At 67.6% G+C, this 19,069-nt stretch carries 15 protein-coding genes; 10 read left to right on the top strand and 5 right to left on the bottom strand.

Annotated elements, in window-relative coordinates:
* Positions 1-26 precede the first annotated feature (26 nt).
* Both ACFXK0_RS09335 and ACFXK0_RS09330 read right to left on the bottom strand, forming a co-directional pair.
* A complete protein-coding gene (locus tag ACFXK0_RS09335) occupies positions 27-533 on the bottom strand; it encodes a hypothetical protein (RefSeq protein ID WP_379409509.1) in 507 nt (168 codons plus the stop codon).
* Positions 530-1,135 (bottom strand): TetR/AcrR family transcriptional regulator, encoded by a 606-nt coding sequence (locus ACFXK0_RS09330; protein ID WP_379409508.1) that lies wholly within the window; start codon positions 1,133-1,135, stop codon positions 530-532. Before ACFXK0_RS09330 ends, ACFXK0_RS09335 begins: the two co-directional genes overlap by 4 nt.
* Positions 1,136-1,355: 220 nt before the next feature.
* On the opposite strand from ACFXK0_RS09330, the gene ACFXK0_RS09325 reads away from it, so the two are divergent.
* From ACFXK0_RS09325 to ACFXK0_RS09305, 5 genes are all read left to right on the top strand, one after another.
* Complete coding sequence (locus tag ACFXK0_RS09325; protein ID WP_379409507.1) at positions 1,356-2,525, top strand: amidohydrolase family protein; 1,170 nt, start codon at positions 1,356-1,358, stop codon at positions 2,523-2,525.
* A gap of 2 nt (positions 2,526-2,527) precedes the next feature.
* Complete coding sequence (locus ACFXK0_RS09320) at positions 2,528-3,763, top strand: M24 family metallopeptidase (protein WP_379409506.1); 1,236 nt, start codon at positions 2,528-2,530, stop codon at positions 3,761-3,763.
* Complete coding sequence (locus ACFXK0_RS09315) at positions 3,753-4,877, top strand: M24 family metallopeptidase (protein ID WP_379409505.1); 1,125 nt, start codon at positions 3,753-3,755, stop codon at positions 4,875-4,877. Before ACFXK0_RS09320 ends, ACFXK0_RS09315 begins: the two co-directional genes overlap by 11 nt.
* Positions 4,878-4,963: 86 nt before the next feature.
* Positions 4,964-5,923 carry an enoyl-CoA hydratase/isomerase family protein gene (locus tag ACFXK0_RS09310; protein ID WP_379409504.1) on the top strand — a complete coding sequence of 320 codons (960 nt, stop codon included), beginning with the start codon at positions 4,964-4,966 and terminating at the stop codon, positions 5,921-5,923.
* Positions 5,920-8,361 carry a CoA transferase gene (locus tag ACFXK0_RS09305; RefSeq protein ID WP_379409503.1) on the top strand — a complete coding sequence of 814 codons (2,442 nt, stop codon included), beginning with the start codon at positions 5,920-5,922 and terminating at the stop codon, positions 8,359-8,361. Before ACFXK0_RS09310 ends, ACFXK0_RS09305 begins: the two co-directional genes overlap by 4 nt.
* Before the next feature lie 228 nt (positions 8,362-8,589).
* Here the strand turns inward: ACFXK0_RS09305 and ACFXK0_RS09300 are convergent, their stop codons facing one another.
* The 3 genes from ACFXK0_RS09300 to ACFXK0_RS09290 form a co-directional block, all read right to left on the bottom strand.
* Complete coding sequence (locus tag ACFXK0_RS09300; RefSeq protein ID WP_379409502.1) at positions 8,590-9,963, bottom strand: lipase family protein; 1,374 nt, start codon at positions 9,961-9,963, stop codon at positions 8,590-8,592.
* 59 nt (positions 9,964-10,022) lie between these two features.
* On the bottom strand, positions 10,023-12,362 hold the full coding sequence (locus ACFXK0_RS09295) for a glycoside hydrolase family 2 TIM barrel-domain containing protein (RefSeq protein WP_379409529.1): 2,340 nt from the start codon (positions 12,360-12,362) through the stop codon (positions 10,023-10,025).
* A gap of 104 nt (positions 12,363-12,466) precedes the next feature.
* Positions 12,467-14,248, bottom strand: coding sequence for an aldehyde dehydrogenase family protein (locus ACFXK0_RS09290; RefSeq protein ID WP_379409501.1), 1,782 nt, complete (start codon positions 14,246-14,248; stop codon positions 12,467-12,469).
* Here ACFXK0_RS09290 and ACFXK0_RS09285 point away from each other — a divergent pair.
* From ACFXK0_RS09285 to ACFXK0_RS09265, 5 genes are read left to right on the top strand one after another with little or no spacing between them, the layout of a single operon-like run.
* Positions 14,217-15,374, top strand: a complete 1,158-nt coding sequence (locus ACFXK0_RS09285) for a mandelate racemase/muconate lactonizing enzyme family protein (RefSeq protein WP_379409500.1) — start codon at positions 14,217-14,219, stop codon at positions 15,372-15,374. The two genes, ACFXK0_RS09290 and ACFXK0_RS09285, sit on opposite strands and share 32 nt — an antisense overlap.
* Positions 15,371-16,441 (top strand): zinc-binding dehydrogenase, encoded by a 1,071-nt coding sequence (locus ACFXK0_RS09280; RefSeq protein ID WP_379409499.1) that lies wholly within the window; start codon positions 15,371-15,373, stop codon positions 16,439-16,441. The genes ACFXK0_RS09285 and ACFXK0_RS09280 overlap by 4 nt, the downstream gene beginning before the upstream one ends.
* The gene (locus ACFXK0_RS09275; RefSeq protein WP_379409498.1) at positions 16,441-17,430 is read left to right on the top strand and encodes a hypothetical protein; all 990 of its coding nucleotides are present in this window, start codon (positions 16,441-16,443) and stop codon (positions 17,428-17,430) included. Before ACFXK0_RS09280 ends, ACFXK0_RS09275 begins: the two co-directional genes overlap by 1 nt.
* Positions 17,427-18,197: an IclR family transcriptional regulator gene (locus tag ACFXK0_RS09270; RefSeq protein ID WP_379409497.1), complete on the top strand. Its 771-nt coding sequence runs from the start codon at positions 17,427-17,429 to the stop codon at positions 18,195-18,197. Before ACFXK0_RS09275 ends, ACFXK0_RS09270 begins: the two co-directional genes overlap by 4 nt.
* A complete protein-coding gene (locus ACFXK0_RS09265; protein WP_378949386.1) occupies positions 18,194-19,048 on the top strand; it encodes an SMP-30/gluconolactonase/LRE family protein in 855 nt (284 codons plus the stop codon). Before ACFXK0_RS09270 ends, ACFXK0_RS09265 begins: the two co-directional genes overlap by 4 nt.
* Positions 19,049-19,069: the final 21 nt, after the last annotated feature.

The following is a 19,069-nucleotide window of genomic DNA, read 5'->3' as shown; positions in this document are numbered from 1 at the left end:
CGGGGCGCGAACGGCGGCACAGCGGTTCAGCCGACCGGACTCAGATCCGCTCCGATGGGCGGGAACATCGACACCCCGCTGCGGAAGACCTCGGTGGTGCCGACGGATTCGGCGGGCAGCCGGGCCGCGGTCAGCGCCTGGGCCTTGAACGCCCGCGCGGCCACACTGAGCCGGTGCACCACCGGGTCGACCCGATGTTCGGGTGGAGACGACCAATCATCGCCCCAGACAACGACTTCCACTCCCCCGTCGCGCAGCGCCGAGACCACGCCGCGGTGCGCGCGGGAGTCGCGACAGCAGACATCGCCGGCGATCGCCAGCGCGTGCGGCTTGCGGCCCTGTCCGTGCGCGGAGAGCACCTGGTGCAGGTCGACCAGCTCGGCGCCGAGGATGCGCAGCGGTCGCGCGTCGGAGATCTCCGCGACGAGCACCGACACATCCCAGCCCGCGACGGCACGGTCGAACAGCCAGCCCCCGGCATGCTCGACGACATCGACCACACTGGTCGCCACGACGTCGAGGCGATACCTCATCGCGGAGGGTCCGGGGCGAAGTCGCGTGTCAGCGACCTCGTGTACTCGGCGAACACCTCGGTCAGAGGAATCGAATGATCGAGCAGCCATGAGATCTCCATTCCATTGATGAAAGCGACGATCTCCACCGCCCGGATCCCGGGATCGAAATCGGCACGGTAGCGGCCGATTTCCTGGTTGTGGCGGATGAGCGCCGTAACGATGCCGACGGCCAGGTTCCATCTGTCGAGCATCCGGTCGTGCAAGGGAGCCTCGGGCTGGAGGTTCTCCACGAGCAGGACCGCGAAGGTGCCGACCAGTTCGGGTGAGCGCTGGATACGCTCGGCGACCTTCTCGATCTCGGCGATCAGGTCCCCGCGCAGGTCGGCCTGCTGCAGGTCGTCGGCATCGCGGGCATCGAGCACCGCATGCAGCAGCTGGTTCTTCGACGTGAAGTGGTGCAGCAACCCCGCCGGGCTTACCCCGGCCTCCCGCGCGATCATCGCCAGACTCGTATTGCGCCAGCCGTTGCGGGTGAGCAGACGCTGCGCGACGGTCACGATGCGCTGGCGGCGATCCTCTCCCTTGGCTAGTAGCGAGGCGTAAGGACGGGGAGAAGTCATGCGCGGCACCCTGTTCGACAAAACCTAGTGAACACACAGTAGGTTGGTTTGCCCGATGTGACAAGGGTCTCACCTCGCCCCGATCCGGGCCACTGACGAGAATAGCGTTCTTGCGCTGCCGGGTGGCCGGAATCGCGGTCATCCGAAAAGTGCTGGTCTTCGCGCTCTCCACCTGTGATAACGTTATTTCCGCATTCGGAGAACCACATTGGAGGGCAGGATGCCGGTTCCCAGTAGTAGCGCCCCGCTGTACCCACCCGGTGGATTCGGCCCACCGAAGGACCGGCGCGGCAAGGCGGCCGGCACGCTCGGACTGCCCGCGGGCACGGAGGTCTTCTCCGCCGACAACCACATCTCGCTGGCGCACGACATCTTCTTCGAGCGGCTGCCCGAGGAGTTCAAGGACAAGGCGCCCCGGATCTGGTACGAGGACGGCGCCTACCAGATCGGCCGCAAGGGCAAGTCGTTCCTGCCCGGCGATTTCAGCCACGTACTCATGCAGTACGACCCCCTGGAGGGTTCGGGCAGCGCGAACCTCGAGGCCCGCGGCGCCGATCTGCGCGCCGACGGCATCGCCAGGGAACTCGCGTTCCCCAACGCCCTGCTGGCGCTGCTGTTCTACCCGGACAAGGACATTCGCGAACGCTGCTTCCGGATCTACAACGCCTACATCGCCGAACTCCAGGAGTCGTCGAACGGCGCCTTCTACGGCGTCGGCCTGATCAACTGGTGGGACGGCGAGGGCGCGCGGCGGACCCTGGACGAGCTGAAGTCCCTGGACCTCAAGACCTTCCTGCTGCCGCTGTCGGCGGGCAAGGACGACGAGGGCAAGGTCATCGACTACGGCAGCACCGCGATGATCCCGGTGTGGGACGCGATCGAGGAGTCCGGCGTTCCGGTCTCCCACCACATCGGCGAGTCCCCGCTGTCGAGCCCGTGCGAGGTCAACAGTGTCGCGGTCGGCATGATGCACAATGTCGCCCCGTTCCGGGAACTGTTCTCCAAGTACATCTTCAGCGGCATCATCGACCGCCACCCCGGACTGAGCATCGGCTGGTTCGAGGGCGGCATCAACTGGGTGCCCGCCGCCCTGCAGGACGCCGAACACCTGCATGCCTCGTTCCAGCACATGCTGGATCGCCCCCTCGACCACGAGATCCGCCACTACTGGGACAACCACATGCGGGCTTCGTTCATGGTCGACCCGCTCGGGCTCGCCCTGGTCGACCACATCGGCGTCGACCGGGTCATGTGGTCCTCGGACTACCCGCACAACGAGAGCACCTTCGGCTACTCCGAGGAATCGCTGCAGGCCGTGGTGACCGCGGTCGGTCCGGACAACGCCGCCAAGATCGTCAGCGGCAACATCCGGGAATTCCTGGGCGTGTGACGATGACAGCATTCAGTCCGGCCACACCGTCGGCCTTCGAGATCCCCGACGTGCCCGACCGCGCGCGCATGCGCCGCGAGACCGGCGCCCGCCTGCGGGCGTCGATGGCCACGCGCGGAGTCGACGCCCTTGTCCTGCTCAACAACGCCAATGTCGCCTACGCGACGGGCGCGAACTGGCCGCTCGGCGACGCGGGACTCTCCCACGTCGAACGCCCGGTCGCGGTCGTGGTCGCCGGTGACCCGTGGCCGCATCTGTTCCTGCCCTTCCGGGAGGGCGCCTCCGACGAGTCGGAGCTGCCCGCCGACCACCTCCACGGACCGGTCTACCTCGAATTCGACGAGGGCGTCGAGGATTTCGCACGCCGGCTGGCCGAGATCGTCCCGGCCGGGTCGACGGTTGCGGTCGACGAACTCACCGGGGCCATGCGCCGCGCCGCGAGCGCGGTGTTCCCCGGCGGCGACCCCTCGGATGCCGCGCTGGTGGTCGGTCCGGCCAAGCTGATCAAGACCCCCGACGAGATCTCGTGCATGCGGATCGCCAACCGGATCACCGAGCAGGCCATCGCCGAGGTGCAGGCCGCGGTGGTGCCCGGCTGCCGCCAGATCGACCTGTCGGCCCGGTTCGTGCGCCGGGCCTTCGAACTCGGCGCGACCGCGAACATGCTCGAGGCCATCTGGCAGGTCATGCCCGAGACCAAGGCCGAAGGCGTGTGGACCACCCACGGCGACCTGGCGCTGCCGCTGCTGAGCACCGAGCGGGAACTGTCGGCCGGGGACGTCCTGTGGACCGATGTCAGCATCACCTACGGCGGCTACTGCTCGGACTTCGGCCGCACCTGGATCGTGGGCGGCACCCCGGATGACCGCCAGCGCAGGCAGTTCGACCGCTGGCACGAGATCATCACCGCGGTCCTGGGGGTCACCCGGGCCGGGGCGAGCGCGGCGGATCTGACCCGGGCGGCCGTGGCCGCCAACAACGGGGTCAAGCCGTGGCTGCCGCATTTCTATCTGGGTCACGGCATCGGGGTCAGCGCGGCCGAGATGCCCATGATCGGCACCGATCTCGGCGCGGAATACGACGAGAACTTCGTCTTCGCACCGGGAATGGTGCTCGTGCTCGAGCCGGTCGTCTGGGAGGACGGCACCGGCGGATACCGAAGCGAGGAGATCGTCGTGATCACCGAGACGGGCTACACGCCCCTCACCGACTACCCGTACGCACCGTATGGGCACTGAGATCCTGCCCGACGAGCGCGCCCTGCGGCAGGGACGGCGTGCTCGGGCACTGGCACAGATGCACGCCCACGACCTGGACGTCCTGGTCCTGGGCCGTCAGGCGAACGCCCGCTACGTGGCGGGCGCGCCCCAGCTGTGGGTGGCGGGCACCCGACCCTTCGGCCCGGTCGCCACGCTGGTGCGCGACACCGGCGAGGTGCACCTGCTCAGCACCTGGGACGAGGGGATCCCCGAGGACATCCCGCACGACAACCTCTACGGGCTGGCCTGGAATCCGCTCACCACCCTCGACGTGCTCAGCCGCATCGACGGCGCGAGTACCGCCCGGCGGGTCGGCACCGACGCGCTGTCGCCCACCTTCGCGACCCTGCTGCCGCGGGCGTTCCCCCAGGCCGAACTGGTCGACGGGGAACCGGCCCTCGCCGCGGCCCGCCGGATCAAGACCCCCGAGGAGATCGCCACCCTGCGCACGGCACTGGCTGCCGCCGAGGCCGCGCTGGCCACCGCGGTGGCCGCACTGGCACCGGGCGTGCGCGAACAGTCGCTGATCGGGATTCTCCTGGAGGCGATGACGGCGGGCGGGATCAGCACCCCCGCGTCCCAGGATTCGGCCTGGGTCACCTCCAAGGAGCACCCGTGGCAGCGGGCGGGCGGCGGCCGCGTCGCCCGCGCCGGTGACCTGGTCGCGTTCTCGGCGGGCATCCTCGGCGACGGCTACATCGGCGAGGTCGGCCGCACCCGGCCCGCCGACGGAACCGGCGACGACCGGACCCGCGCGCTGTATCAGCGGTGGGACCGCCTGTGGGACAGGCTCTTACAGGCCTGCCGACCGGGCGCGACCGCGACCGGGCTCCTCACCGCCTACGAACTGGCCGGCGAAGCCCTGCCTCCGATGCCGGTGGCGCGCGGGCTCGGCATGGGATTCGACGCACCGGTCGTGTCACCGCGGCTGCCGCGCACCGCCGCGGCCGAGCGGCTGCAACCCGGCATGGTGCTGTCGGTGACCACCTACGTGTTCGAGCCCGGCGTGGGCGCGGTGTTCGGCCGCGACGCGGTGCTGATCACCGATACCGGAGCCGAGGTGCTGACCACCGCACCGCACTGGCCGCACTGACCGCGCCGCGCACGGGGCGAGTCGCCGAGTCGGCGGCTCGCCCCTGCTTTCACCGCACATTGTCTTCCAGGCTAAGGAGCCCGCCCGTGTCCGGTCCGGAGCAGCCGTCGGCGGCGGAGATCATCCGCTACGACAAGGATCCCGAAACCCGTATCGCCACCATCACTTTCGACCGTCCCGACCAGCTCAACGCCCCGACCAGCGCGGCCCGGCTGCGCTACGGCGATCTGATCCACCGCGCGAGCGTCGACGACGAGGTCAAGGTGCTCGTCGTGCGCGGCGCGGGCGACGATTTCGGCAGCGGCGCCGATCTGCCCGAATTCCTTGCCACCCAGCGAGATCCGGATCAGGGGCCACGCCTGGCCGAATACAGGATCGGCCCGGAGGACGGCGTGCGGTATCCGCCCGCCGGGTCGTTCCGGCACGGCGCGACGGTCAGCCAGTGGTACGCCAATGCCCAAGCCGGCTGCCGGAGCCTGCAGGAGTTCAAGAAGATCAGCATCGTCGAGGTGAAGGGCTACTGCTACGGCTGGCACTTCTATCAGGCCGCCGACGCCGACCTGGTGATCTCCAGCGACGACGCCCTCTTCGGTCATCCGTCCTTCCGCTACTACGGCTGGGGTCCGCGGATGTGGACCTGGGCGCAGACCATGGGACTGCGCAAATTCCAGGAGATGGTGTTCACCGGCCGGGCCTTCACCGCCCAGGAGATGGACGCCTGCAATTTCCTCACCAAAGTGGTCGCACGCGACGACCTCGAGGCCGAGACCGCCAAGTACGCGCTGGCCTGCGCCCGAAATCGCCCCACCGACACCATCTTCATGCAGAAGGTCTTCTTCGAGATCATGAAGCAGCAGCAGGGCGAATACATGGGCAGCCTGCTGAGCGGGTTCTTCGAATCGATGGGCGGGCACATCCACGCCGACGACGAACTCATGCTCGGCGACGCCTACGACAGTGGGCTCAGCGCCTCGGTGAAGGACAACGACGCCCGTTTTCCGCCGGAGTTCCGGCTGAGCAAATCCGCGCGCAAGGAAGACCGGTGAGTACCGCGGCCGCACCGCTGTCCGGGTGGACGGTCCTCGACCTGTCCACCGGGATCGCGGGGGCCTACTGCACCAAACTGCTGGCCGACGGCGGCGCCGAGGTCGTCGTGGTGGAACCGCCGGGTGGCGCGGCGCTGCGGCGGTGGTCCGCCTCGCACACCGCGCCCGCCCCGGGCGGCGATGCGCCGCTGTTCACGTTCCTGTCCGGGTCCAAACGCAGCGTGCTCGTCGACGTGACCGCGCCACCGGATCGAACACTGCTCGACGCACTGCTGGCCGCCGCCGATATCGTTGTGTGGGAACCCGATTCGCCGATCACCGCCGATCCCGCCTACTCCCCCACTGCCCTGCGGCGCGCGCACCGGCACCTGGTGGTCACCGCGATCACACCGTTCGGGCTCGACGGGCCGTGGGCGGGTCGCCCCGCCACCGAGTTCACCTTGCAAGCCTGGTCTGGTGGCATCATCGGGCTCGGGCGCGGGGCGCCGGAGCGGGCGCCGGTGGCGGTCGGCGGGCGGATCGGCGAATGGTTCGCCGGTGCCCACGCCTCGGCAGCCACGCTGACCTCCCGGCTGCGCGGCGGCGCGGGTGAGCTGATCGACCTGTCGATGCTCGAAGCCCAGATCCTCGGTCTGACCTACTTTCCCGTCACCTTCCACGACGCGCTGGGCCGCCCGTTCCGGGATCGGCGCAGGCGCAGTGTGCCCGGTATCGCCACCGCGGCCGACGGCCTGGTCTCGGTGGGGTGTGGCACCGTGCAGCAGTGGTACGACCTGTGCGCGATGGTCGGGCATCCCGAGTGGATCGACGAGGACACCGACGCCTCGATCACCGAACGCGCCGCCGCCAAGGCACCGCAGATCTACGCCTGGCTGGCCGAGCAGCCGGTCGAGGTGGTACAGGATCTGGCTTCGGCCTTCCGGATTCCGAACGGGCCGGTCGCCGACGGGGCGAACGCCCCGAAGATGGACCATCACCTGGCCCGGGGGTCGTTCGTGACCGATCCCCGGGACGGGTTCGTCCGGCCCGGCGCGCCCTACCGTTTCGATCCGCCGCTGCTGCCGGAGCCTGGCCCCGCGCCCCGGCTGGGTGAGCACACCGAGCACTACCGCGCCTCGGCGAACCGATCGTGCGGTATCCGAACCCGCAGTGGCGCCACCGAACAGCTGCCGTTCCGTGGTGTGCGGGTACTCGATCTCACCACCTTCTGGGCGGGTCCGTCGTGCACGCACTATCTGGCGATGCTGGGCGCCGAGGTGATCCATGTGGAGTCGGCCGCCCGGCTGGACGGCACCCGGCTCATCGCGGGAGTGCCGGTCAGCGAGGACCGCTGGTGGGAGAAGTCACCGATCTTCGCCGGGCTCAACGCGGGCAAGAAAAGCGTCACCCTGGACCTGGCCGACGACCGTGGGCGCGCGCTGCTGGCAAAGCTCGCCGCGACCTGCGATGTGGTCGTCGAGAACTACACCCCGCGCGTGCTCGCCCAGATCGGCCTGGATTATCCCGCCTACCGCGCGCTGCGGCCGGACGGGATCATGGTGCGCATGCCGGGTTTCGGGACGACCGGGCCGTGGCGCGACAATCCCGCCTTCGCCTACGTCATCGAGGACACCTCGGGCATCAGCTGGCTCACCGGTCACCCGGACGAGAATCCCGTGCAGCCCTATTCGATCGGCGACCCCAACGCCGGGGTACACGCACTCAACGCCCTGCTGCTGGCCCTCACCCACCGCCGCCGCACCGGCGCAGGCACCCTGATCGAGGCTGCCATGGTGGACGCCGCACTCAATGTCGCCGCCGAGCAGGTGCTCGAGTACTCCGCCAACGGAGTGCTGCTGCACCGCGACGGCAACCGCGGCCCGGCCGCCGCGCCACAGAACCTCTATCAGGCCGCGGGCACCGACGAATTCGGTGGCCGGGACTGCTGGGTCGCGATCGCGATCGCCACCGACGGACACTGGCGCAAACTCCGCGAAGCCCTCGGCACCCCGTTCTGGATGCTGGACCCGGCACTGTCGAGCGCGGCAGGCCGACGCGCCAGACACACCGAGATCGATACCAGACTCGCGACCTGGTGCGCCGACCGCGACAGCGACGACATCGTCCGAACCCTCTGGGATGCAGGCATTCCCGTGGCAAAGGTGTTGCAGCCGCACCGCCAGACCGAGATCCCGCAACTCATCTTCCGCGGCTTCTTCGAGAACCTCACCCATCCGATCACCGGAACCGCCCGCCACAGCACGATCCCCGCCCGCTTCTCCGCAGGCCCCTACCGCTTCCACCGCACGCACGCCCCCCTGCTCGGCCAGGACAACCACGCCATTCTCACCGACCTCGGGCTGGAGCCGACCCTGCTCACCGAGCTCTGCACCGCCGGCGTCGTCGGAGGGCGCCCGACAGTCGGTCCGGCCACGGTCCCCTCATCAACCAACCGGTAGGCCTCGGTCCGAGTCGGCTTCGCCGAGATGCGCGGGCTCTACGCGGAGATCCACGTTCACCGGGCACCAGATGCCCGACGCGTATGCGCGGCAACTGATCCACGACTGCAATCACAAGGGCATGGCCGCTTTGGACCCCGCCACTCGTGACGGATCTGTCAGATGTCCATGTCTCACCGCTATCTGACTGAACCTGTCAGGAGCACTGGCCAACTAGCTGGCATTGGATCAGAGCTGGTGGGCGTGGCGTTCGGGAGTGAGGGGGTTGCCTGCGGGGATGTTTCCGCAATTGGTGGGGGCGGGTTGGTTGTCGAAGCGGTCGATGAGCCACTTTTGCGCCGCTGGTGCCCAGGCGATGAGAGCAGTGACGTGGCTGTGGGCGTCGTACTGGTCGTATTGAACGGCCAGTCCGGCAGCGCAGTACTGATTGGCCAGGGCGCGGACATCTCCAGTGATCATGACGCCGTCTCCGGCGCCGAAGCCAGGATGTGCTGGTGTGCCCTCGAGGATGCCGTTGGCGCCCTGGGCGATGAACATCGGAACGGTCGGAGTCGGCGCTGTGCCCATGTTGAGCTTGTTGACAACGTCGACGTATTCGGGAATCGAGTTCGGGTCGGCGTATTCGGGTAGGGCCATTTGTGCCCAGGTCAGGCCGGGGTATTGGGCGAGCACGTTCATGATCGACGCGTCCTGCATTTCCTCGAGGACGCGGCGGCCGGTGTCGCTGAGGTACTTGCTGAAGTCGACGTCGAAGGACCGCGAGATGCCGACAATGGCCATTCCGATCACTCCGGCCCAGATCGGGCTGCCCGCGACGTAGTTGAGGTTGTGTGCGGGGTCGACCAGGACTCCTCCTTCGGCGACCCCGATGAGATCTTCGTTGATGTCGGGGGCGTAGGAGGGTGCTTCGATCGCGGCCCAGTTCGCGGCGATCGCGCCGCCGGAGTATCCCATCAGGCCGATCTTGGTCGTGTCGTCGATTCCGCTGAGAGTGGTGACATGACGTGCTGCGCGCAGTGAGTCCAGGGTCGTTCTGCCGTATTCGGGGCCGGCGGCGAAGTCAGCGGCGGGGCCTTCGGTGTCGGGTATGACGATGGTGTATCCGGCCATCAGCAGCGGGGCGAAGAACTGGACTTCCGAAGAGGCGATATCGCTCAGGGGATCCGAAAGGCCGGTGAGTTCGATATCGGCGGCAAACGCTCGGGAAGGACTGTGCGCCGGGTTGAGTGAGTCGTATGCCGAAAGGAAAGAAACGACCTTGGCCGCGCCGGTGGCCGGTGCCGGGGGTTTGATGATCGTGGTGACGTTGGCTGTCGGGTTTCCAAGGGAATCGGTCGACCGGTAGAGCACTTGGATCGTGGTCAACGGTGTGGCGAAAGTGTCGGCGTGATATTCGAGGGTCCGGGTCTTCAGCACGGCGCCTGGGGCAAGTGATGCCAGCGGTTCGGCGCCGTCGTAGCTGTAGAACGACTCCGGCGCCTGCGCCATCACCGCAGGCACGCTTCCCAGGGTTGTGGCCAGGGTGGCCGAGAATACCGCTACCATCAGCCGCGGCATCCCCGCCGGCTTCCCGGCTCTGGTACTCACGCGCCGCCCGCCCATGGTGCGGCCACGGCGTTGTAGGTTGAGCATCACTGTCGAATTCCTGTCGTCGAGAATGGTCAGCAGACGGGCTGCTGGTCGCCGCGCACATCGATGGTTACCGTGCGCGGTTCGAGGTCGTCGGCGCCGGCGCGAACCGTCAGGATCCCGGCACCGGTGGGTCGTACGATCGCCAGGATCGTGCCGGCGTAGGTGGTTCGGGTGGTAGTGAGCATGGGTTCGTCAAGGCGCGGGTCGCCGCTGCCGAGCCCGGCCAGCACCCCAGGGCCCTCGATATCGACTCGGACAGTGCGGGTTTCGGCGGGATTGGTGCGACCGTACTGGTCGACGAGGGCGATGCGGACGTGAACCAGGTCGTTGTCGTTGGCAGTTGCTGTCGTGCTCTCTGCGGTGAGACGCAGGTCGGCGACGCGTGCGGCGGTGTGTAGTTCGGTGGTTTCGGCTTCGACACCGTCGCGGTATGCGGTCGCGGTGAGGACGCCGGGTGCGTAAGTGGCTTCAAAGGTAGCGATATAGCCATGTTCGGGGCCGGCGGAGCGTCGGCCGAGGCTCTGCTGGTTGACCCGTAGTTCGACCTGTTCGGCGTCGGAATAGACGTCGATGCGGACCGGTTTTCCTTCGTCCGCGGGCCAGGTCCAGTGGCCTTCGGAGCCGTCCCATGCGAAGGCGTTGGGGACGGCGCCGATTCCGAATCGTTGCGGTGGGTGGACTGAGATGTAGGGCTCGGTGCGCAGGCCGAAGACGATTTCACGGAAGTAGGAGGCGGGTCTGCGGGTACCGGTCATGTCCAGGTCGCCGGTTTCCGAGGTCAGATGCGGGTAGTCGCCGAGTGCGCTGTCGAGGCTCATTTCCACAGCGCTGCCGGGTTCGCGGACGCGGCCGATTCCGGCTTCGCCCAGATAGTCCCAGCCGGTCCAGCAGAAGTCGCCGATGACATGGGGCAGGCGGGCGGTTTGCTGCCAGCGGGCTGCGATGTCCTGGCGTGCCGTTTCGCTGCCCACGCATACCCGATTCGGGAATTGCGTCGGGTCGAGGTCGTAGCGGGCATCGCCATAGTTGTATCCAGCGACGTCGACCTGGGCGAAGGCTTCGGCGGTCAGAGCCGCGGTGTCCTCGGAGCGCCACAGCATCGCCACCATCTCCTCCATCGACCCCAGCATGTCGTTCACACCGCCGCAGGCCCCTGCCGCGCTCATCGCCGCGGCAATCTGGTCCAGCGACGAGACCAACACGTTGATCGCGTTCACGGTGAAGCGGTGGGGGTCCAGTGTCTTCACGGTGGCGGCGAGTTCTCGTCCCCATCGGGCGCTGAGTCGGTTGCCGGTTTCGAAGATCTCGTTTCCGATGGAGTAGAGGATGACACTGGGGTGGTTGTAGTCCTTGGTCACCATCGACTCGATGTCGGCGCGCCACCAGGTCGGGAAATCGCGCGAGTAGTCGAAGCGCGTTTTGCGCACGGTCCAGGAGTCGAAGGCCTCGTCCATGACCAGCATTCCCAGCCGGTCACAGGCGCGCAGCATTGCCTTGCTCATGGGCTGGTGGGCGCTGCGCAGCGCATTGAATCCGGCGGCACGCAGAAGTTCGACGCGGCGTTGTTCGGCGCGCGTGATCGCTGCCGCGCCCAAGGGCCCGTTGTCGTGGTGCACGCAGGCGCCGCGCAGTTTCACCGGCTGCCCGTTGATGCGCAGACCGTGCGCGGGATCGATCTGAATACGACGGATACCGAAGTGATCTTTGCTGTGGTCGACGACTCGGTCGTTGTGGATCAGCCAGACGCGCCCGAGATAGAGATCGGGGTGCTCGGGGCTCCACAGTTTCGGGTCGCGGACGAACACTCGACGGTGCACGGTTGCCCGCTCGCCGGCGAACACGGTCAGCGGCATCGTCTCCTCGGCGACCAGGTCGCCATCGGGGTCGAGGATTTCGATGCGGACGTCGAGATGCGCTGTGCGGGTGGATTCGTTGTGGACGGTCGCGTCGACGTGGACCGCGGCGAGGTCGTCTTCGATGTCGGGGGTGGCGAAGCGGGGACCCTCGACCGTCAGATGGATCAGCTCTCCCCGGTGTAGGGTGACCGGCCGGTGGATTCCGAGGCCGGAGTACCAGCGAGTGTCTTCGGTAGCCGAGCATTCGACGCGGATGACGTTGGTCTCGCCGTATCGCAGATACGGGTCAGCGGCGACGAAGAACCGGGAGTAGCCGTACGGCCGGTGAGCAGCCAGCGCGTTATTGATGAAAACGCGCGCATCACGGTAGACGCCTTCGAACTCGAGGGTGATCCGGTGATCGGCCCATTCGAGTGGCACGTCGAAGCGCTTTTCGTAGTCCGCGTCACCGCCGGGAAAGAACCCGTTGGCCGCGCCGTCGCCCGCATCGTGGGCGCGTGGAAGGGTGAGCATCTGGTCGTGTGGCAGGACCACCGGGCGATAAGGTCCCGCGGTCATCGCGAAGAACGCGGATTGCAGCGGGCGAACGCCCCAGCCGTCATTGAAAGATTCGGCGATCATCGAGCGGTCCGATCTGAGTTCGAGTGCGGGTTGCTGTCGAGCTGTGTCTGCGGGCCCGGACCGACTGCGACGCCGTCGACGAGCCGTGACAAGTTCATGGGGTTCGCGTCCTGAAGCTCTTGCGGGAGCAGAGGCTCGGGCGTGTTCTGATAGGCGACCGGGCGCAGCCAGCGTTCGATGGCAGTGGAGCCGACCGAGGTGGAGGTCGAGGTGCTCGCCGGGTAGGGGCCGCCGTGATGCTGTGCGGCAGTGACTGCGACTCCAGTCGGCCAATCGTTGACCACGACCCTGCCGACCATCGCACTCAGTCGTCGCAGCAGCCCCGCGGCATTGCCGTCGAGTTCGGCGGCTTCCTGTTGGGAGAGTTGAGCCGTGGCCGTCAGGGCGCCCGGTATCCGGGCCAGCGTCTCGGTGCACTCGCTGCTCGCGGCGTAGCGAGCAACGACCGTCACCGGACCGAAGCATTCTTCGAGTAGTAGCGCGTGCCTCGGGTCCGAGGCCATGGCTGCGGGTACCGACAGCAACGCGGGGCTCACCGCATGGGTGTCCAGGCACGGGGCGACCACGGTCTGCACATGGGGGAGCTTCGCGCGGGCGTCGATACCGGCGGTGAAATCGGCGAGCATGCGCTGGTCGAGCAGTGCTGCCGGTGGTGTTGTAGTCAGGTGCTGGGCGAGTTCGGTGACCAGGGCATCGCCGTCGGGGCCCTCGGGCACCAGCACGAGCCCGGGTTTGACGCAGAACTGCCCGTGTCCCAGGGTCACCGAGGCTGCCAGCGTCCGGCCGATCTGCCCGCCGCGTTCGGCGGCGGCCGCGGCGGTCACCACCACCGGATTGAGGGAACCGAGTTCGCCGTGGAATGGGATCGGGCGCTCTCGCGCGGCCGCGGCGTCGAATAGGGCGCGGCCACCGCGCTGTGAGCCGGTGAAACCCGCCGCAGCCACCAGGGGGTGACGAATGAGTTCGACACCGGCGTCGAAGCCGTGCACCACGCGTACGACATCCGCCGGTAGCCCGGATTCGGCGGCGGCGGCACGCACGACCGCCTCGGTCAGTGCCGATGTCGCCGGGTGGCCGGGATGAGCTTTGACCACCACGGGGCAGCCGGCCGCCAGCGCGCTGGCGGTATCCCCACCGGCGATGGAGAACGCGAAGGGAAAGTTCGAGGCGGAATAGACGGCCACGACGCCGAGGCCGACTTTGTATCTGCGCAGGTCGGGTCGGGGCGGGACGTGATCGGTGTCGGCGTGATCGATGATGATGTCGAGAAAATCCGCTGCCTCGACCAGGTCGGCGAAGGCGCGGAGTTGGCCGCACGTGCGGTCGATCTCCCCGTGGAGCCGGGACAGCCCGAGTGCGGTCTCGGCTTCGGCTTCGGCCGCCAGTGATGCGCGCTCGGCGGCCAGGCCCTCGGCGGCATTACGCAGGAAGTTCGCGCGAGAGGACCTGTCGTTCAACGCGCCCCGTGCAGCATGTGCGGCTTTCACCGCACGGTCAACGGCGATGGCGTCCGTTTCCCGCGTCACCGCCCGGCGGCGCGCACCGGTTCGCGGATCGAGGCTCCATACATCGACGTCTCCCACACCCACTCCTTGTTCGAAATATCGAACATTGTTTTCGATTTCGAACATATATTGATGCACGGACCGGTGAGCGTCAACACCGGATTTCTGTTGCGCTGCCGCCGTTCCTGCTACGGTCGATATATCGGACTCCGTTCGAAATATCGAACCAAAGGAATTGTGGATGCGGATCACCCGGCTGGACACGCACGTCATCGGCACACCCTGGCGGAATCTGACCTATGTGGTCGTACACACCGACGAGGGCCTCACCGGCGTCGGCGAAACACGGATGCTCGGTCACACGGACGCGCTGCGCGGCTACTTGAACGAAGCCGCTGCCAACCACATCATCGGCTCGGACCCTTTCGCCGTCGAGGACCTGGTGCGCCGCATGAAATACGGCGACTACGGGCGCGCGGGTGAAATAGTGATGTCCGGCATCGCGTGCGTGGAGACCGCATGCTGGGATATCAAGGGCAAGGCGCTGGGTGTCCCGGTCTGGCAGTTGCTCGGGGGCGCGGTCACCGACAAGGTCAAGGCTTACGCCAACGGCTGGTACACCACCGAACGGACACCGCAGGCCTATGCCGACGCCGCGCGGACGGTCCTGGCGCGCGGGTATCGGGCACTCAAGATCGACCCCTTCGGTGCAGGCCGTTTCGAGTTGTCGCACGATGAGACGATGACAGCCGTCGGATTGATCGAAGCCGTCCGAGACGCGATCGGACCCGACACCGAGCTGATGCTGGAAATGCACGGCCGCTTCAACCCGGCCACAGCGGTGCGCCTGGCGCGGGAGATGGCGCCGATGCGGCCCGCCTGGCTGGAGGAACCGATCCCGCCGGAGAACCTCGCGGCACTGCGCAAAGTCGCCGGCAAGACAGATATCCCGATCGCCACCGGCGAACGCATCCACGACCGCATCGAGTTCCGGGAACTGTTCGAGAACCAGGCCGCTGACATCATCCAGCCTGATCTCGGCCATATCGGCGGTATCGCGGAAACACGCAAGCTCGCCGCCACGGCCGAGACCTATTACCTGCTGGTAGCTCCCCACAACGTGGGCGGTCCGGTCCTGACCGCGGCATCGTTGCAGGTCGGATTCTGCGCGGCCAACTTCAAGATCCTCGAGCACTTCAACGATTTCGCCGACGACCGGATCAAGGGCATCGTCAAGGGAGCTCCCGAGGTCGTCGACGGCTATTTCCACCGCACCGACTCCCCCGGCCTCGGTGTGGAGTTCGATGCCGACGCCGCAGCCGAGTTCCCCCAGCAGAGCGCGCATTTCGACCTGTGGGCCGAGGGCTGGGAGAAACGCGCACCACGGGCACGCCGATGATCGGCGATCAAGCCCTCGTGGTCACGTGCCCGCACGAATTCACCCTCGAACACCACCACCCGCTCCCACCTGGGCACGGGGAGGCGCTGGTCCGGGTGCATGCAGTCGGGATCTGCGGTAGTGATCGCGAACTGTTCCACGGCACCAGACCGAGCGAGTACGTCCGCTATCCCGTGGTACCTGGCCATGAATGGTCCGGAGTCGTCGAAGCCGTCGGCGCGGCGGTGCCCGACGATCTGGTCGGCCGCAAGGTCGTCGGCGAGGGCTTTCGCAGCTGCCGTCGCTGCGACCGCTGCCGAGCGGGCGAAACCACCCTGTGCGCTGGGGGGTACGAGGAGACCGGGTTCACCATGCCCGGCGCGATGGCAGCCACACTCACCCTGCCCGCCGACCTGCTGCATACCCTCGACGACAACGCCGACCTGACCGCGGCGGCCCTCCTGGAACCGGCCGCCTGCGCAGCCGCGGCAGCGCTGCAATGCCGAACGCAACCTGGCGACCGTGTCGCTGTCGTCGGAACGGGCACCCTGGGGTTGCTCGCACTGCAACTCCTCGCGGCATCGGGCCCAAGGGAACTGTTGGCAGTCGGGATCCATCACGATCACGCGCACACAGCGCTGGGTTTCGGAGCGACACATTTTCGGCGCCACGACGAACTCGCCGGCCCCGGCGAATTCGACATCGTCCTCGAAGCGGCGGGCGGCGCCGGCAGTGCTGCAGCGGCAGTGAGGTTGCTCCGCCGCGGCGGGCGCCTGGTATTGACGGGCATCCCCGCAAGCAACGCGATCGGGTTGGATCCGACTGACTTGGTGACCCGCCGGATCCAAGTGCGCACGGTCTTCGGCGCCCCACCCCAAGCATGGTCGCACGCAGTGCGCGCCTTCACCGCCGCGATCCTGGACCCGCTGCCCCTGATCACCCACCAATTCGCCCTGTCCGAGTTCCGGACCGCCATCGACCTGGTCAGCGCCGGCGATCCGGCCGTCGGAAAGGTGCTGCTGCATCCCGGCCGCGCCGCCACCACTACCGGCGCCGCCGCGGCACCCGCTCACCGAAAGAGGATTTGATGCACACCCCCACCAGCCACCGACAGCCGGGACAACCGCACCTGGACGCCCTCGGACTCGGCGGCCCTGCGCCCGCCGTGGACCAGGCCTCGCCGCACGCCTTCCCCGACGGCGGAACCTGGCGCACCGAAATCCCGTCGGTCGAGGGCCCCGCCGCACTACACGAAGTACTGAACGAGTCACAGCGGTTGTCGGTCCCCATCCACCGGATCAGTCAGGGCAGCGGCATCTGGATGCTGACCGATGCCGAGATCACCGAAATGGTCGCCGCCTGCACCGCACACGACATCGAACTGTGCCTGTTCACCGGCCCTCGTGGGACCTGGGACATCGCCGCGGGCGCCTCGACGCCGGCCGGTGGTACCGGGCCGCGCGCCGTCGGTCATCGTGCGGTCGCCGGCTGCGTCGAAGATGCGGTACGCGCCACCGAACTGGGCGTGCGATGCATTCTCGTCGCCGACGAAGGGGTGCTGTGGGTGCTGCACCGGCTGCGGGACAACGGCCTACTGCCCGCCGACACCACCTTCAAGGTTTCCGCGTTGATCGGCCCGGTCAACCCGGCCTCGGTCACCGTCTACGAGCGGCTCGGTGCCGACTCGATCAACATTCCCTCGGACCTCTCGCTCGAGCACCTGACCGAAATCCGATCCGCGGCCCGAGTCCCGCTCGATATCTACATCGAAACACCCGATGATCTCGGCGGCTACGTCCGCATGTACGACGCGGCCGAACTCATCCGCCGCGGCGCACCGGTATACCTGAAGTTCGGACTGTCCAAGGCCCCCGGCATATATCCCGCCGGCGCACACCTGCGCGAGACAGTCCTGGCCACCGCCCGCGAACGTGTCCGCCGCGGACGGCTGGTACTTGATCTGCTCGAGCGACTCGGCGCCGTGGACGGCATGTCACCGCTGGGTGCTCGCCTTCCGGGCGAGCTCGGACGATTCCCCGTGCCCGATCACACTGTCATGAAGACCCTGCACCGATGAGCCGACTCGTTCCCGCCGTCACCCGAGCCCTCGACATTCTGGAGCTCTTCCTCACCGACCGTGACGCGCTGTCGGCGCCGGAAATCGTCGCGGCACTGCAACTCCCGAGAACCACCGTCCACGAACTGATCAGCACTCTCGTCACGCGACGCTACCTCGAACCCGCAGGCAACGGCCGCTACCGCCTGGGAGTGCGCACCCATCAACTGGGCAGCCGCTACGCCGACCAGATCGACCTCATCTCCGAAGGCGAGCACGCAGCTCAGCGAACCAGCGGGCTATGCGAGGAAACGGTCCACGTGGCGACTCTCGAGGACACCTCCGTCATCTATATCGCCAAGGCCGACTCCACCCACACCGTCAGAATGGTATCGGCCGCCGGCCGTCGGCTCCCCGCCCACTGCACCGCGGTCGGCAAGATGCTGCTCGCGTCACTACCGCACGAGCGTCTGCGACAGCTCTATCCTGAGGGGCGCACCCTCACAGCCATGACACCCAACAGCGTCACCGATCCGGCCGCCCTGTTCGTTGAACTCGCCGAGACACAACACCGCGGCGTCGCGATCGAGGAATGCCAATCGAACCCCGACGTCTCCTGCATCGCCGCCCCAGTGCTCGACCGAACCGGCAACGTCGTCGCCGCCATGTCGATCTCCGTGCCCTCCATCCGATGGTCGGGCCAACGACGCGCAGAACTACAGGAACTGGTCATCGCGGGCGCGGCCGAGTTGTCCGAACGCCTCGGCTTCCGCGGCACAGTATCGTGACCGGGCGACCGGCCGTGCACGAAGCACTGGCCATCGATGCCGAACTCGGCGAAGGGCCCACCTGGGATCCCGTGCGGCAGCGACTGCTGTGGGTCGACATCCTCGCCTCCCGCATCCACAGCCTCGACCCCGTCACCGGCGTCGTCGAGACGATCACCACCGACCAGCACGTCGGGGCAGCCAAACCACGCCGCGACGGCGGACTCGTCGTCAACCTCCGCGACGGCATCGGAACTTACACTGCCCGAGGCGGTTTCGACTGGCTTCACCATGCGCCCACCCCAGGCCGGCGCGGCAACGATGCCGCTGTCGCACCCGACGGATACCTGTGGGCAGGCACCATGCGCTACGACGAGGCACCTGGACGGGGAGCTCTCACCCGCACCACTCCTGGCGGCGACACGACGGTCGTCCTCGACGACGTCACTGTCAGTAACGGCATCGGGTGGAGTCCGGACACCCGGCGGATGTACTACATCGACTCGCCCACCCGCCGCATCGACACCTTCACATACCACGACGGCCACCTCACCGACCGCGAACCTCTGGTCGTACTCGAACCAGGATGCGGGATACCGGATGGACTCACGGTCGACGCGGACGGCGCGATCTGGGTTGCCCTGTGGGACGGTGCCGCCCTGCGCCGTTACACCCCCTCCGGGCGTCTCGACCGGATCCTGACGCTGCCGGTCACCCGCCCTACATCCTGCGCCTTCGCAGGTAACGCACTGACCGATCTCTACATCACCACCGCCCGCACCGGACTGACCACACCCACCCAACAGGACGGCTCCCTGCTGGTGATCCCCGGCATCGGCCACGGCTTACCTCAACCGCTCTACTCAGGATGACATGTCCGCGACACCCGAAAC

The sequence above is a fragment of the Nocardia sp. NPDC059177 genome, assembly GCF_042755165.1.
In the GTDB taxonomy this organism is placed as follows: Bacteria; Actinomycetota; Actinomycetes; order Mycobacteriales; family Mycobacteriaceae; genus Nocardia.
The sequence above is the reverse complement of the archived record's forward strand: the minus strand, read 5'-3'. Positions and strand labels throughout refer to the sequence as shown.